Raw genomic sequence first — 14,750 nt, forward strand, 5'->3', positions numbered from 1 at the left:
GTGGTGGTGGCCTACAACCCGCGCGGGCGCAGGTAGCGCTCGGCCACCGCGCCCAGCCAGTCGAAGGTCAGCGCCACGATCGCGACCATCACCGCACCGACGATCAGCACCGGGTCCTGGTTGAGCTTCAGCCCCGAGCTGATGGTGATGCCCAGCGCGCCGCCGCCGATCAGGAAGGCCAGCGTGGCCATGCCGATGTTGAGCACCATCGCGGTGCGCACCCCGGCCAGGATCACCGGCACCGCGAGCGGCAGCTCGATGCGGGTCAGCACCAGCCGGCGGGTCATGCCCATGCCTCGACCGGCCTCGATCACGTTGCGGTCGACCCCGTCGAGGCCGACCATCGTGTTGCGCAGCACCGGCAGCAGCGCGAAGAGCGCCAGGCAGTAGACGACGGTCGCCGTCCCGTTGCCGAGCAGGAACAGTCCACCGACCAGCAGCCCGTACGCCGGGAACGCCTGGCCGGAGTTGGCCACCGTCATCAGCGTCGGCGCGACCCGGCGGAAGGCCGGCCGGGTCAGCAGGATCCCGAGGGGGATCGCGATCACGACCACCAGCAGCGTCGAGTACGCCGCGATCTCGAGGTGCTGCAGCGTCTGCGGCCAGAGCTTGTCCGACCAGCTCAGCGCCGAGCGCTGCTGGCGCACGGCGTTCTCGAGGTCGAGGCTGCGGTGGTAGAGCGCGAGCAGCCCGGCGAGCCCGGCGATCAGCAGCGGGGCCACCCACAGGCCCCACTGGTCGATGAGGGTCGCCGCACTGCGCCGCGGAGCGGGCTGCGGGGCGGTGTCGTCGGGATCTGCGGGGGGCGTGGCGCCGGCCCTGTTCGGCAGCGACAGGTCGGGGATCACGCCGCTCATGCGTTGGCCTCCATCTCCTCGTAGTGCAGCCGCGCCTCGTACTGCGCGCGGCGGATCGCCTTGTTGAGGTGCGACATCTCCACGACGCCGGCGAAGGCGCCGCGCTCGTCGACCACGATGCTCTGCCCGGCCGCGCTCTGGACCATCAGCTCGAGGGCGTGGAAGAGGCTGTCGTCGCTGTTGAGCATGTCGCCGACGTCCTCGCCGAGACCGTCGTACGACGCCGGCGACGTGGCCAGCTCGTCGCGGTGCAGCCAGCGCAGCGGGCGACGCTGAGCGTCGACGAGCACCAGCCACTCCAGCCCGGCCTCGTCGAGCTTGGCCACGCCGGTGGCACAGGGGTCGGCGTCGGAGATCGAGGGGTAGTCGGTCTTCTTCAGCGAGCTGACCTTGAGGAAGTTCAGGCCCTTGATGGTCGAGCCGGTGCCGATGAAGTCGTCGACGAAGTCGTCGACCGGGTAGGCCAGGATGCGCTCGGGCGTGTCGATCTGGCGGATCGTGCTGCGCTCGCCCAGGATCGCGATGCGGTCGCCCATCTTGATGGCCTCGTCGATGTCGTGGGTGACGAAGACGATCGTCTTGTGCAGCTCCTCCTGCAGGCGCAGGAACTCGTTCTGCAGCCGGTCGCGGGTGATCGGGTCGATCGCACCGAACGGCTCGTCCATCAGCATGATGTCGGGGTCGGCACCGAGGGCCCGGGCCACCCCGACGCGCTGCGCCTGGCCGCCCGAGAGCTCCTTGGGGAAGCGGTCCCGGTACTGCTCGGGGTCCAGCCCGACCGTCGACAGCAGGGACTCGACCTGCTCGGTGATGCGCTCTTTGTCCCAGCCCAGCATCTTGGGCACGGTCGCGATGTTCTGCGCGATCGTCTGGTGCGGGAAGAGGCCGATCTGCTGGATGACGTAGCCGATGCGGCGGCGCAGCTTGTCGGGGTTGGCCTTGGTGACGTCCTCGCCGTCGAGCAGGATGCGCCCGTTGCTGGGCTCGATCATCCGGTTGATCAGGCGCAGCGTCGTGCTCTTGCCGCATCCGGACGGACCGACGAGGACGAGGATCTCGCCCTCGTGGACGTCGAGGGTCAGGTCCTCGACCGCCGGGACCTTGGTGCCGGGGTAGGTCTTGCCCACCCGGTCGAGGTGGATCTTGGGCTCGGGGCTCATGGGTTCCTCTCGATGGAGCTGTGGTGGGTGGCGCTCAGACGAGCAGTCCGCGGGGCGTGAACACCCGCTGCACGGTCGCGAGCACGGCGTCGAGCACCAGCCCGAGCGCGACGGTGAAGACGACGCCGACGACGACCGAGTTGCCGGCGTTGGGGAAGCCGTTGCGGGTCAGGCCGTCCTGGATGAAGGAGCCGAGGCCGTCACCCCCGACGAGCACCGCGATGGCCGTCAGACCCACGATGAGCAGGGTGGAGACCCGGATGCCGGCCATCACGACCGGGAAGGCCAGTGGCAGCCGCACCTTGAGCAGCTGCTGGCGCGTGTTCATCCCCATGCCCCGGGCCGACTCCACGACGGCCGGGCTCACCGAGTCCAGGCCGGTCACGGTGTTGCGCAGGATGGGCAGCAGCCCGTAGAGCACCAGCGCCACGATCGCCGGGCGGTTGCCGATGCCGAAGAGCGGGATGAACAGCGCGAAGAGCGCCAGCGAGGGGATGGTCAAGAAGATGCCGGTGATCGACAGGGCGAGCGCCCGCACGATCGGCCGGCTCTGGGCCCAGGCGCCCAGCAGCACCGCCACGACGGTGGCGACACCGACCGAGATGGCGACGATCTGGAGGTGGTTGACGAGCTCCTCGAGGATGAACTCGAGGTTGTCTTGGACATAGGTGAACCAGTTGCCGAGTGCTTCCACGCGTGCCTTTCTGGGGTCGGACAGCCATCCCACCTTACGGCGTCCCGACCCGTGCGTGGGCCGTACCCGGGCTCACCCCCTCCCGGGCGCCTCGCCAACCGGCGACCAACCCGGTCGACCTAGCGTGAGCCGCATCACACCAGCACCTGCGCTCCGCGCACCTGCAGAGGGAGAGTCCATGACCCGGATCAGTCTCACCGTCGACGGCTCGAAGGTCGCCGACGACGTCGAGCCGCGGATGCTGCTCGTGCAGTACCTGCGCGAGCGTCTCGGCAAGACCGGCACCGTCGTCGGCTGCGACACCAGCAACTGCGGCGCCTGCACCGTGCACCTCGACGGCACCAGCGTGAAGTCGTGCAACGTGCTGGCCGTGCAGGCCGACGGCGCCGAGGTCACCACGATCGAGGGCCTGGCCACGGGGGAGGACCTGCACCCGGTGCAGGAGGCCTTCCGCGAGTGCCACGGGCTGCAGTGCGGCTTCTGCACCCCGGGGATGATCATGCAGAGCGTGGCGCTGCTGGAGGAGAACCCGCAGCCCAGCGAGGAGGAGATCCGGCTCGGCCTCGAGGGCAACCTGTGCCGGTGCACCGGCTACCACAACATCGTCAAGGCCGTGCAGCACGCGGCCGGGCAGGGGGCCTCGTCATGACCGCGACCCAGGAGCGCGCCGAGGTGGCCCACGAGATCGGCCGCGACCGCCGCCGCAAGGAGGACCAGCGCCTGATCACCGGCCGCACCCGCTGGACCGACAACATCACGATGCCCGGCATGCTGCACCTGGCCATGGTGCGCAGCCCCTTCGCCCACGCCACCATCACCTCGATCGACAAGAGCGAGGCCGAGGCCGCGCCCAACGTGGTCGCGGTGCTCACCGGCGCCGACTTCGGCGAGACCCAGGGCACGCTGATCAACGCCTGGGCCATCACGACCGACCAGGTCGCCCCGGCCCACCCGCCGATGCCCGCCGACCGGGTGAGCTTCGCCGGCGAGGTCGTGGCCGTGGTGGTGGCCCGCAGCGCCGCCGAGGCCCGCGACGCCGCCGAGCTCGTCGACGTCGAGTACGACGAGCTGCCGGCCGCCGTGGACCTCAAGGCGGCCGCGCGCGACGAGGTGCTGGCCCACCCCGACCTGGGCACCAACAAGTCGGCGTTCTGGAAGTTCGACTCCGCCGAGGCCGGCACCGGCGGCGACGTCGACGAGGCCATCGCGAAGGCCCGTGACGGCGGCGTGGTCATCGAGCGCGAGTACCGCCAGCAGCGGCTGATCCCCGCCTTCATGGAGCCGCGTTCGGTGGTCGTCGACCCGACCGGCGAGCAGATCACCATGTGGTCGGCGACCCAGATCCCGCACATCCTGCGCTTCGCGCTGGCCGCCACGACCGGCGTGCCGGAGTCGAAGATCCGCGTCATCGCCCCCGACGTCGGCGGCGGGTTCGGAGGCAAGCTGCAGACCACCCCGGAGGAGTGGCTGGTCTTCGCGATCGCGCGCCGGCTGGGCAAGCCGGTCAAGTACACCGAGACCCGCAGCGAGTCGCTGATGGTCGGCCACCACGGCCGCGACCAGTGGCAGAAGCTGACCCTGGCCGCCGAGAAGGACGGCACGGTGACCGGCCTCAAGGTCGAGCTGCTCGCCGACCTGGGCTCCTACGTCTCGCTCGTCGGCGGCGGGGTGCCGGTGCTCGGCGCGTTCATGTTCAACGCGATCTACAAGTTCCCGGCCTACCAGTTCAACTGCCAGACCGTGCTGACCAACAAGACCTGGACCGACGCCTACCGCGGCGCCGGACGACCCGAGGCGACGTTCGCCATCGAGCGGCTGATGACCGAGCTCGCCGCCGAGCTCGACATGGACCCCCTCGACCTGCGCGAGAAGAACTGGATCCGCCACGAGGAGTTCCCCTTCACCACCGTCGCCGGGCTCGAGTACGACACCGGCAACTACGAGGCCGCGACGGCGAAGGCCAAGGAGATGTTCGGCTACGACGAGCTGCGCGAGGAGCAGCGCCGACGCCGCGAGGCCGGCGACAGCGTCCAGCTCGGCATCGGCGTCTCGACCTTCACCGAGATGTGCGGGCTGGCCCCCTCGCGGGTGCTGGGCCAGCTCAACTACGGCGCCGGCGGCTGGGAGCACGCCAGCGTGCGGATGCTGGCCACCGGCAAGGTCGAGGTGACCACCGGGGCCTCGGCCCACGGCCAGGGCCACGAGACCGCCTTCAGCCAGATCATCGCCGACCGGCTCGGGGTCCCCTTCGAGGACGTCGAGGTCCTGCACGGTGACACCCAGGTCGCCCAGCGCGGTCTCGACACCTACGGCTCGCGCTCGCTGGTCGTGGGCGGCGAGGCGCTGGTGCGGGCCGCCGACAAGGTGATCGAGAAGGCCAGGCCTATCGCGGCGCACCTGCTCGAGGCCTCGGTCGACGACCTGGAGTTCTCCGGCGGCCGGTTCTCGGTCAGGGGCACCGACCAGGGGATCGGCATCGCCGAGGTCTCGACCGCGGTCTTCACCGCCCACGACTACCCCGAGGGCATCGAGCCGCAGCTCGACTCCGACGCCACCTACGACCCGGTGAACTTCAACTACCCGCACGGCACCCACCTGTGCGCGATGGAGGTCGACACCGAGACCGGCCAGGTCACGATGCGCAAGTACGTCTGCGTCGACGACATCGGCACGATCATCAACCCGCTCATCGTCTCGGGCCAGGTGCACGGCGGCCTGGTGCAGGGCATCGCCCAGGCGCTGTGGGAGGAGGCGGTCTACGACGACGCCGGCACGCTCGTCTCGGGCTCCTTCACCGACTACCTGCTGCCCACGGCGGCCGACACGATCTCCTTCGACATCGACCACACCTCCTCGCCCTCGACCACCAACACGCTGGGCACCAAGGGGGTCGGCGAGGCCGGCACCATCGCCTCGACCCCGGCCGTGGTCAACGCGGTCGTCGACGCGGTGCGCCACCTCGGCGTCACCGACATCCAGATGCCGTGCACGCCCGAGCGCGTCTGGAAGGCCGTGCACGACCGCGACGCGGGCGGCGGCGACCCCACCACCGGTGCGGCGGCCCCGCACTTCGACTCCTCGACGGGCATGGACGGCACCGTCGACCGCACGACCGGAGGCGCGCTGTGATCCCCGCACCGTTCGACTACCTGGCCCCGACCTCGGTGGAGGAGGCGCTGGCCGCGCTCGCCGAGCACGGCGACGACGCGAAGGTGCTGGCCGGCGGGCAGAGCCTGCTGCCGGTGCTGCGGATGCGCCTCAACGCCCCCGAGGTGGTCATCGACCTCGGGCGCATCGAGTCGCTGCGCGGGGTGCGCGACGACGGCGACGCCATCGTCGTCGGCGCGATGACCCAGCACAGCGTCGTGGCCTCCGACCCGTTGGTCGCCGAGCACGCCGGGCTGGTCTCGCGAGCCGTCGAGCACCTCGCCGACGCCCAGATCCGCCACCGCGGCACGTTCGGCGGGGCGCTGGCCCACGCCGACCCGGCCGGCGACCTGGGCGCACCCGCACTGGCGCTCGGTGCGCAGTTCGTGATCGCCGGGCAGGGCGGCACCACCCGCACGGTCGAGGCCGACGACTTCTTCGTCGACCTCTTCGAGACCGCGATCGGCGAGGACGAGCTGCTCACCGAGGTCCGCCTGCCCAAGCACACCGGCTGGGGCGCGCACTACGAGAAGTTCGTGCGGGTGGCCCACCAGTGGCCCATCGTCGCGGTCGCCGCGGCGGTCAGGGCCGAGGGCGGCACCATCACCGAGGCGCGCGTGGGCCTGACCAACATGGGCTCCACGCCGCTGCGGGCCCGAGCGGTCGAGGAGGCCCTGCGTGGGCAGCCGGCCACCGAGGAGGCCGTGCGCGAGGCTGCCTCACGCGCCGCCGAGGGCTGCACGCCGCCCTCCGACCTCAACGGCGACGCCGACTACCGGCGCCACCTGGCGACGGTGCTGACCCGGCGAGCGGTGCTCGCGGCTGCGGGGGCGTAGTGGATCTCCGTCACCAGTTCAGCGTCCCTCTCGGCGTCGAGGAGACCTGGGAGCACTTCCAGGACATCGGCGCCCTGGCCGAGTGCTTCCCCGGCGCCACGGTGACCGGCGTCGAGGACGACACGTTCAAGGGCACGGTCAAGGTCAAGCTCGGCCCGATCGCGCTGCTCTACACCGGTTCGGGCACCTTCGTGGACAAGGACGACGCCGCGCACCGCTACGTCGTCGACGCCAAGGGCAAGGACAAGCGCGGCAACGGCACGGCCGGGGCGAAGGTGACCCTGTCGATGAGCGAGTCGGCGCCCGGTCGGACCGAGGTCGAGGTGGTCACCGACCTGGCGATCACCGGCAAGCCGGCCCAGTTCGGGCGCGGGGTGATGCAGGACGTCTCCGACAAGCTGCTGGGCCAGTTCGTCAGCTGCCTCGAGCAGCGTCTCGCGGCGCCCCAGGAGCCGGAGCAGGCCGACACGCCGCCCCCTGCGGCGCCCGCCCCTCCGGGCAAGCACATGGGTCAGGACCCGGGCGTGCCTGAGCCTGAACCGGCCTCCAGCCCGGAGCCGCCCCGGCCCGTGTCGTCGGCCCCCTCGTCGGCGGGCACCGGCGACGAGGCGCTCGACCTGGGCTCGACCGTGCTGCCGGTGCTGCTGCGCAGCTACGGCCCCCAGGTGGGTGCCGGGCTGCTGGCGCTGCTCCTCGTGTGGTGCGTGACGCGACACCGCCGCGGCTGAGCGCCACGCCCCTTCAGCGGCTCAGAGCAGCGCGACGACCAGGGCGGCCACCAGCACCGCCACCACGGCGAGGGCGACCAGCAGCCAGATCGTGCTGCCGGTGCGCCTGCCGGAGTCCAGCGGCGTCTCCGGCAGGTGCAGCCGGTCCTCGGGCGAGGTGCCGAAGCCCATCGAGGGGTCGGTGCTGGCCCCGACGGGGTGGTCGCCGCGCACGTGGCCCGCCGGCGGGCGCTCGTGGTGCTGGCGGTGCCGACCGGTCCCGCCGGCGTGCGGGTCCTGGTTGCTCATGGGGGTACCTCCGTCTCGAAGGCGTCCCGAGCGACGCCCTGGAACCCTCCATTGAACGCCTGTGCCGCCCGCGGCGCCATACCCAGCGAGGACTAGATGTGATGCCCAGGCACGTTGGTCGAGATCGTGTGACGACACGGTCTGACATGTAGATGGACGAAGGCCTCCCCGGTGTGGAGTGGAGCTGTCTAGAAACCGCTCCGCCACCAAGGAGGCCTTCGTGTCCCACGCTACCCACTCCAATGCAGCCCTGACCCCTCGCGCCCGCCTCCGACTCGCACGCCTGGTCGTTGAGCACGGTTGGCCGCCAGCTCGAGCGGCCGAGCGCTACGACGTGTCCTGGCGCACCGCGAAGAAGTGGGCTGATCGGTACCGGGCCGAAGGCCCGGCCGGGATGCTCGACCGCTCCTCGGCCCCGCGCCACCAGCCGAACCGGACCCCGGCACCGGTGGTGCGCAAGATCGTGCACCTGCGCTGGAAACAGCGACTCGGCCCGGTCGAGATCGCCGATCGGCTCGGTATGGCTTCCTCGACGGTGCACGCGGTCCTCGTGCGGTGCCGGATCAACCGCCTCACCCACCTCGACCGGGCCACCGGTGAACCGATCCGTCGCTACGAGCACGAGAAACCTGGCGATCTGCTCCACGTGGACGTGAAGAAGCTCGGGCGGGTCCCCGACGGCGGGGGCTGGCGCTACGTCGGTCGTCAGCAGGGACTGAAGAACCGATCAGCAACCACGCTGCGAACGGGCGGGGCCAAGAACAAGTACCACCAACCACTCATCGGGACCTGCTACCTGCACACCGTCATCGACGACCACTCCCGCGTCGCCTACGTCGAGGCCCACAACGACGAAACCAAGGAAACCGCGACCGAGGTTCTCAAGAACGCCGTGGCCTGGTTTGCCGACCGCGGCGTCACCGTCCAGCGGGTGCTGTCCGACAACGGCAGCTGCTACAAGTCGCACCTGTGGCGCGACACCTGCGCCGACCTCGGCATCACACCGAAGAAGACCCGGCCCTACCGGCCGCAGACGAACGGGAAGATCGAACGCTTCCACCGAACCCTGGCCGAGGGATGGGCGTTCAAGAAGTTCTACAACTCCGAGTCAGCCCGCCTCGCGGCTCTGCCAGGATGGATCCACGAGTACAACCACCACCGGCCCCACTCAGCAATCGGCAAGGCAGCCCCCATCACCAGGTTGGACAACCTGGCTGGGCATCACAACTAGAAGACGTTGAGCGGACGGAACTGCACCGAGAGCCGCGGGCCGGCGTGCGCGACCTTCGGCACCGCGTGCTCCCAGGTGCGCTGGCAGCTGCCGCCCATGACCAGCAGGTCGCCGTGGCCGGTCTCGAAGACCCGGCTCTCGCCACCGCCGCGCGGCCGCAGGTGCAGCTTGCGCGGGTCGCCCACCGAGACGATGGCCACCATCGTGTCCTGGGTGCTGCCCCGCCCGATGGTGTCGCCGTGCCAGGCCACCGAGTCGCGCCCGTCGCGGTAGTAGCAGCAGCCCGCGGTGCGGAACGGCTCGCCCAGCTCGGGCAGGTAGTGCTCGCTCAGCGCCTGCCTGGCCTGCGTCAGGACCGGGTGGGGCAGCTCCTCACCGATCATGTAGGTGTGCAGCAGGCGCGGCACGTCGACGAGTCGGTCGTACATCTGGCGTCGCTCGGCGCGCCAGGGCACCTGCTCGACGAGGCTGCTCATCACGTCGTCGGGCTCGGGCAGCCAGGAGCGGAGCACGTCGACCCAGGCGCCCTGGCCCAGGTGGTGGCGCTCGAGACCGGCGAGGCCCTCGACCAGGGCGGGCACCCCGCCGGACGGCGCCGCGAAGAGCGTGGTCTGGAAGTCCATGGCCCCATCGTACGACGCATCTCGAACGCGTGTTCGAGATGGTCCGCGGCGTGTCGTCGGCCCGGTACCGCGTCCGGTCGCGGGCCCGGTCGTTGGCCCAATCCCGGGAAAGCCCGGACGCAGGGCGCCGGACCTGTCTAGTCTGCCAGGCGTGGACGACGTGATGGCTCCCCCGGGACGTGCCCTCAAGCACGTGCAGGTGCGGGAGTACGTGCGGACCCTGGTGGGCAGCAGCTCGCCCGGCTCGCCCGCCCCCTCCGAGCGCGAGCTGGTCCAGCGCTTCGGCGTGGCCCGGATGACGGTGCGCCAGGCGATGGACGCGCTGGTCGTGGAGGGGCTCCTGGAGCGGATCCCCGGGCGGGGCACCTTCGTGGCGCGCCCCCGGCGCACCGCCAGCAAGATCACCGGCTACACCGAGGAGATGACGCGTCGCGGCCTGCTGGCCGAGTCGCAGACCCTGCTGGCCCGCCGCGAGCAGGCCGGGCCGGGCGTGGCCCGGGCCCTCTCGCTGACCGAGGGCGACGCGGTCATCCACTGGCGCCGGCTGCGCCGGGCCGACGGGGTGCCGATGTGCCTCGAGGACGCCTACCTCAACGAGGTGCTGCTGCCGGGGTTCCTGCAGCAGGGGATGCCCACCAGCCTCTACGACTCCCTCGACGCCCGCGGCCTGCGCCCGACCTGGGCCGAGGACTCCATCACCGCCGACAAGGCGACCGCCGAGGAGGCGGGGCTGCTCGAGGTCGAGCCCTTCAGCGTGGTGCTGCGCCACTCCCGGCGCGCGCTGTGCGACGACAAGGTCGTCGAGGTGTCACGGACGGTCTACCGCGCCGACCGGTTCACGCTGTGGGTCCAGCTGGGCCAGGACTGCTGAGGGTTCCCAGCTCCGCCACCGCGGTCCCGGACTCCTCGCACACCCACGTCGGGTCCGGCCCGCCGAGGTCGGGGTGGATGTAGAGCGCGTGCTCCGGGGCGTCGCCGCAGCCCAGGCACAGCGGCCAGCGGCCCACCTGCTCGAGCAGCGCGTCCTGCACGTCCTGGGCCACCAGCCCGGCGACGTAGACCACCCCCTCGGGCCACTGCTCGGCCCACCAGGTGCGGGAGGAGACGGCGTCCTCGAGGAGCGAGACGGCCCCCGGGGTCGCGTGGCCGCGGGCCTGGAGGTCGGCCAGCACCCGGGCCCGGGCATCGAAGATCAGGGTGTCGTCCACGTGCCCATTGTCCCCCCGGGGCAAGTCGCACCGGCGCGGCACTGCCCGGCGGCTCGTAGGGTGGCGGGCGTGGGCATCCTCATCGACCCGCCCAACGCGGCCGGGCACGGTCGCCTGTGGTCGCACGTGGCCAGCGACACCTCCTTCGACGAGCTGCACGCCTTCGCCCGCCTGCTCGGGATCCCCGAGCGCGGCTTCGACCGCGACCACTACGACGTGCCCTCCGAGTGGTACGACGACGTGGTCGCCGCGGGCGCCGCGCCGGTCAGCAGCCGCGAGCTGGTGGCCCGCCTGGTCGCCGCCGGCCTGCGCCGGCGCAAGCGCCCCCGCTGACCCGGCCCGAACTTCGCCCCGACCCGGCCCGAACTTCGCCCCGACCCGGCCCGAACCGCCTCAGGACACCTCGCGGTCGGGGACCTCATGGACGCCCAGGCGCGCCAGCTCGGCCTCCAGGTTGGCGCGCGCCGGCGCCTCCCAGCGCTCGCGTGCGTAGGCGGTGTGGAAGAGCGCCGGCTTCCGCGCCAGCCCCACCAGCACCTGCGCGCGGCCCTGGGCGAAGGTCGCGTCGTCGAGGTGGGCGAACTCCGCGCGCACCGCGGCGACGTACTCGTCGTAGCGCTCGCGCGGGGCGGCCAGGATCGCCAGGTCGGCGTCGGAGAGCAGGCAGCCGGAGGTGTCGTCGTCCTCGGGCGTGTGCGTCTCGGTCAGGCGCACGAGCCGCGCCACCTCCTCGACCAGGTCGTCCTCGACCCGACCCGCCAGCGAGTCCTCCGCCCACGCCGCGGACCGCTCCTCGGCGTCGCGCTCGCCGTCGTAGACCGCGTCGTGGAACCACGCCGCCAGCACCACGGGCAGGTGCCGCACGACCGCGCCGTGCTCGCCGATCTCGTCGAGGCGGGTCAGCACCTCGACCAGGTGCTGGACGTCGTGGTAGCCGCGCTGGGGGGAGGCATAGGCCGCCACCAGCTCCTCGCGCAGGTCGTCGGCGTCGGTCAGGGGCCACCAGGGCCGGGGGTCGTGCAGCATGTGCGGGCGTTCCTCGATCGACGGACGGTGGTGCCGGCAGTGCCGGAGGAGCCATTCAAACGCGCCCGGCCCGCGCACGCTACTCTCGCCGCACCCCACCGAACTGGAACGTGTTCTGGTCGGTGTCGACGACGACGTAGAAGGAGTGGACGTGGCAGCGAGCAACGAGCGGATCCGTGAGGTCGTGGAGTCCTACGTGGCCCTGGTGGCGAGCGGCACCGCTGCCGAGATCGTGGACCTCTTCGCGCCGGGAGCCACCGTCGAGGACCCGGTCGGCTCCGCGGTGCGCACCACCCGCGAGGAGATCGCCGCCTTCTACGGCACCCTCGAGGGGCTGCAGCAGGAGACGAGGCTCGTCGAGTGCCGCATCGCCGGGGGCGAGGCGGCCTTCCACTTCGAGGTCCGCACCACCACCGACGGTGCGACCTTCACCCTGGCGCCCTTCGACGTGATGACCTTCGACGACGAGGGGCGGATCACCAGCATGCGCGCCTTCTGGTCCGACGCCGACATGACCGTCTCCTGAGCCGGCGCTGAGCCATCTCCGAGCCGGCGGTTCAGACGCGGGTGCTCGGCAGCCGCAGCGACGCCGCGCTCGCGCGCGGGAGGCTGGCGCGCGCCGGCCGGGGCCGTCGTGGCGAGCGGGTCAGGCGCACCGTGCCGAGGTCGACCAGCTGGCCGGCCCCGACGGCGAGGCCGCGCAGGTGCACGCGGTCGACCACGACGTCGCCGGGCCCCGACTTGACCACCACGGTCAGGCCGGCGCGGTCGGGCAGGTCGCCGCCGACCACGAAGCGTCCCTCGCGGTCGGAGCGGGTGCGGGCCAGCAGGGTGCCGCGCGCGTCGCGCAGCTCCACCACCGCGGCGTACGACGCCCGCTCGCCGTCGGCGTCGAGCACGAGGCCGCGCAGCGCACCGCCGACGACGGGGTCGACCCCGCCGGGACGCGAGGCGCCGAGCAGGGGCTGGGCCAGGCGCAGCACCAGCCGCGGAGCCGGGGCGGGGCCGATGCGCACCAGCAGGGGAGTGGCCTGGTGCCAGCGGCTGCGGGCGCCGACGAGCAGGTCGACGCCCCTCGGGAGCCCCGCCAGGGTGAAGACCCCGAGGGCGTCGGAGCGGGTGTGCACCCGGGTGCCGTCGGTGGTCGTCGCCTCCACGAGCGCCTGACTGGCGCGGCCGTCGGCTGCGGTGCGCACGCTGCCGGTCACGGTGGCGCCGGGCGCCAGGCGGACCTCCGCGGCGGTGCGCCAGCCGGCACGGACCTCCACCTGCGCCCGTCCGGGGGCGAGCCGGGCCGGGTCGTGCGAGGAGCGGGCGTCCTCGACCTCGACGCGCCAGGAGCCGGGCGGGACCCGCAGCAGCGTGGTCGTGTCGTGCACCCGCTTGTCGCCCGCGAGGCGCCCGTCGGCGGACCACCAGCGCACCCGGGCGACGCAGGGCCGCGCCCGCACCAGGCGCAGGTCGATGCCGGTACCTGGGGTCATCGTCCAGGTCGTGGCGCGCGAGGAGCGGTGGCGTCGGGGCCGCAGTTGGACTTGTTGTCCTGCTGCGAGGTGGGCAGCTGGGGCAGCTCGAGGATCCCGACGACGGTGTCCTCACCGGTCCGCACCCGGACCCCGTCCGTCTCGGCGGCGGCGTACTTGCAGTAGAAGGTGCCCTGCAGGTAGGGCGGGTTGGCCCCTCCCGGCTGGATCTTGACGGTGATCCCCTCCTGGGAGGTGATCGGGCCGGTGACGGTGAAGATCCCCTCGTCGTCGGTCGTCGCCGAGCCGAGGAGCGCCCCCGCGGCGCTGAAGGCCTGCACCAGCACGTCCTCCATGCCGGCGTCGGGGTGCTCCTGGTCGACCACGGCGCCGGTGATCGTCGCGCCACGCTTGGTCCAGGTGAAGCTGCTGGCCAGGTCGTCCTTGCCGGACTTCACCTTGGCGCCCTTGATCACGCCGCTCTGCGGGAGGTAGCGGCCCACGCCCGGTGCCACCATCCGGTAGCCGCCGGGGAAGAGACCGGAGAAGATGGCCTCGCCACCGCGGGCCCTGACGGTCCAGAACTGCCCGGTCGCCTTGCTGACGGCGGTCACGAACACCTTCTGCTTGACCCGGCCGTCGAGGGTGCTGAGGTCGACCAGCAGCCGGCCGGCCCGGGTGCCCAGGGTGATCGCGGTGTTGCGCACCTGGCCGAGCCCCATCTGGGACAGGTAGGTCGAGCGGCCGACGTACTGCTTCTTGCGGTCGTAGGTGAACAGGGAGTAGCTCCCGGCGGGCAGGCCCCCGAGCGCGAAGCGCCCGCGCTTGTCCGCCTTGACCCGGTAGGACTGCTCGGAGGCGTTGGCGGCCACCACCTCGGCGCCACCGGCGACCTTGCCTCCGGCGCGCACCGTGCCGGTGATCGCGGCTCCGCGCTTCATCCGCACGTTCTTCTGCACCGGCTTGTTCGCGACCTTCACCCTGATGTCGGTCGGTGCGTACTTGCGCACGTTGTACGCCGGGCGCAGGTCGACGAACTGCAGGTAGTAGGTGCCCGGCTGCAGGCTCAGCGAGTAGATGCCGCCGGTGACCTTGCGCTCGTCGAGGTAGGTCCAGTCCTTGGTGAACCACCGCACGCGGTACTTCACGCCCTTGTCGGCGGCCTTGATGCTGCCCCGGACCTTGGTCGTGCGCTCGGCGGTCGCGGGCGCCTGGCGAGCCGCTGCACGGGCCTCGCGCTCGGCGGTGGCCTGGCCCGGCTGCAGGGTCGGCGTCGGCTCTGCCGCTGCCGACGCGGCCGGTGCCAGCAGCAGGGCGGCGGTCACGGCGGCGACGAGCGCGGCGACCAGCGGGCGCTGCGGGCGGCGCGGGAGGTGGTGCCCCATGACGTGTCCTCGGGCTCGGGGGGTGGTGGTTGCACCACTGTGGCAGTCCCACCTCGGGACAGGCTCAAGATCGTGCAAGGCTTCGCTCAAGAATCCCCGTATCC

At 72.0% G+C, this 14,750-nt stretch carries 17 protein-coding genes; 8 read left to right on the forward strand and 9 right to left on the reverse strand.

The annotated features are described in order from the left end of the window. Positions 1-11: 11 nt before the first annotated feature. From JOE61_RS14090 to JOE61_RS14100, 3 genes are read right to left on the reverse strand one after another with little or no spacing between them, the layout of a single operon-like run. Positions 12-857: an ABC transporter permease gene (locus JOE61_RS14090; RefSeq protein ID WP_193668535.1), complete on the reverse strand. Its 846-nt coding sequence runs from the start codon at positions 855-857 to the stop codon at positions 12-14. Further along, on the reverse strand, positions 854-2,017 hold the full coding sequence (locus JOE61_RS14095; RefSeq protein WP_193668534.1) for a betaine/proline/choline family ABC transporter ATP-binding protein: 1,164 nt from the start codon (positions 2,015-2,017) through the stop codon (positions 854-856). Before JOE61_RS14095 ends, JOE61_RS14090 begins: the two co-directional genes overlap by 4 nt. A 34-nt stretch (positions 2,018-2,051) precedes the next feature. Continuing rightward, on the reverse strand, positions 2,052-2,711 hold the full coding sequence (locus JOE61_RS14100; protein WP_193668533.1) for an ABC transporter permease: 660 nt from the start codon (positions 2,709-2,711) through the stop codon (positions 2,052-2,054). Between the two features lie 178 nt (positions 2,712-2,889). Between JOE61_RS14100 and JOE61_RS14105 the strand changes: the two genes are divergently transcribed. The 4 genes from JOE61_RS14105 to JOE61_RS14120 are packed head-to-tail and all read left to right on the forward strand — an operon-like array spanning position 2,890 to position 7,422. After that, positions 2,890-3,360, forward strand: a complete 471-nt coding sequence (locus JOE61_RS14105) for a (2Fe-2S)-binding protein (protein WP_193668532.1) — start codon at positions 2,890-2,892, stop codon at positions 3,358-3,360. Continuing rightward, positions 3,357-5,840 carry a xanthine dehydrogenase family protein molybdopterin-binding subunit gene (locus tag JOE61_RS14110; RefSeq protein ID WP_193668531.1) on the forward strand — a complete coding sequence of 828 codons (2,484 nt, stop codon included), beginning with the start codon at positions 3,357-3,359 and terminating at the stop codon, positions 5,838-5,840. Before JOE61_RS14105 ends, JOE61_RS14110 begins: the two co-directional genes overlap by 4 nt. Next, entirely contained in the window at positions 5,837-6,694 is an 858-nt protein-coding gene (locus JOE61_RS14115; RefSeq protein ID WP_193668530.1) for an FAD binding domain-containing protein, read from the forward strand. Before JOE61_RS14110 ends, JOE61_RS14115 begins: the two co-directional genes overlap by 4 nt. Beyond that, positions 6,694-7,422 (forward strand): SRPBCC family protein, encoded by a 729-nt coding sequence (locus JOE61_RS14120; RefSeq protein WP_193668529.1) that lies wholly within the window; start codon positions 6,694-6,696, stop codon positions 7,420-7,422. The genes JOE61_RS14115 and JOE61_RS14120 overlap by 1 nt, the downstream gene beginning before the upstream one ends. Before the next feature lie 21 nt (positions 7,423-7,443). Here the strand turns inward: JOE61_RS14120 and JOE61_RS14125 are convergent, their stop codons facing one another. Beyond that, positions 7,444-7,710 carry a hypothetical protein gene (locus tag JOE61_RS14125; RefSeq protein WP_193668528.1) on the reverse strand — a complete coding sequence of 89 codons (267 nt, stop codon included), beginning with the start codon at positions 7,708-7,710 and terminating at the stop codon, positions 7,444-7,446. 220 nt (positions 7,711-7,930) lie between these two features. On the opposite strand from JOE61_RS14125, the gene JOE61_RS14130 reads away from it, so the two are divergent. Continuing rightward, positions 7,931-8,941 (forward strand): IS481 family transposase, encoded by a 1,011-nt coding sequence (locus tag JOE61_RS14130; protein ID WP_193668527.1) that lies wholly within the window; start codon positions 7,931-7,933, stop codon positions 8,939-8,941. Here JOE61_RS14130 and JOE61_RS14135 read toward each other — a convergent pair. Beyond that, positions 8,938-9,564 (reverse strand): alpha-ketoglutarate-dependent dioxygenase AlkB, encoded by a 627-nt coding sequence (locus JOE61_RS14135; RefSeq protein WP_193668526.1) that lies wholly within the window; start codon positions 9,562-9,564, stop codon positions 8,938-8,940. The two genes, JOE61_RS14130 and JOE61_RS14135, sit on opposite strands and share 4 nt — an antisense overlap. Before the next feature lie 151 nt (positions 9,565-9,715). Between JOE61_RS14135 and JOE61_RS14140 the strand changes: the two genes are divergently transcribed. Then, complete coding sequence (locus tag JOE61_RS14140) at positions 9,716-10,435, forward strand: GntR family transcriptional regulator (RefSeq protein ID WP_307823023.1); 720 nt, start codon at positions 9,716-9,718, stop codon at positions 10,433-10,435. Here JOE61_RS14140 and JOE61_RS14145 read toward each other — a convergent pair. Beyond that, complete coding sequence (locus JOE61_RS14145; RefSeq protein WP_193668525.1) at positions 10,401-10,772, reverse strand: DUF8819 family protein; 372 nt, start codon at positions 10,770-10,772, stop codon at positions 10,401-10,403. The genes JOE61_RS14140 and JOE61_RS14145 overlap by 35 nt on opposite strands. Before the next feature lie 69 nt (positions 10,773-10,841). Here JOE61_RS14145 and JOE61_RS22245 point away from each other — a divergent pair, with 69 nt between their 5' ends. Then, entirely contained in the window at positions 10,842-11,105 is a 264-nt protein-coding gene (locus JOE61_RS22245) for a DUF4031 domain-containing protein (RefSeq protein ID WP_193668524.1), read from the forward strand. Between the two features lie 60 nt (positions 11,106-11,165). On the opposite strand, the gene JOE61_RS14155 is transcribed toward JOE61_RS22245, so the two are convergent. After that, positions 11,166-11,798, reverse strand: a complete 633-nt coding sequence (locus JOE61_RS14155; protein ID WP_193668523.1) for an HD domain-containing protein — start codon at positions 11,796-11,798, stop codon at positions 11,166-11,168. 151 nt (positions 11,799-11,949) lie between these two features. On the opposite strand from JOE61_RS14155, the gene JOE61_RS22250 reads away from it, so the two are divergent. Then, positions 11,950-12,324: a nuclear transport factor 2 family protein gene (locus JOE61_RS22250; RefSeq protein ID WP_193668522.1), complete on the forward strand. Its 375-nt coding sequence runs from the start codon at positions 11,950-11,952 to the stop codon at positions 12,322-12,324. A 31-nt stretch (positions 12,325-12,355) separates the two neighbouring features. Here JOE61_RS22250 and JOE61_RS14165 read toward each other — a convergent pair whose 3' ends face one another. After that, positions 12,356-13,282: a hypothetical protein gene (locus JOE61_RS14165; RefSeq protein ID WP_193668521.1), complete on the reverse strand. Its 927-nt coding sequence runs from the start codon at positions 13,280-13,282 to the stop codon at positions 12,356-12,358. After that, positions 13,279-14,646, reverse strand: coding sequence for a carboxypeptidase-like regulatory domain-containing protein (locus JOE61_RS14170; RefSeq protein ID WP_193668520.1), 1,368 nt, complete (start codon positions 14,644-14,646; stop codon positions 13,279-13,281). The genes JOE61_RS14165 and JOE61_RS14170 overlap by 4 nt, the downstream gene beginning before the upstream one ends. Between the last annotated feature and the right edge of the window lie 104 nt (positions 14,647-14,750).

This window comes from Nocardioides salarius (assembly GCF_016907435.1).
GTDB classification, from domain to species: domain Bacteria; phylum Actinomycetota; class Actinomycetes; order Propionibacteriales; family Nocardioidaceae; genus Nocardioides; species Nocardioides salarius.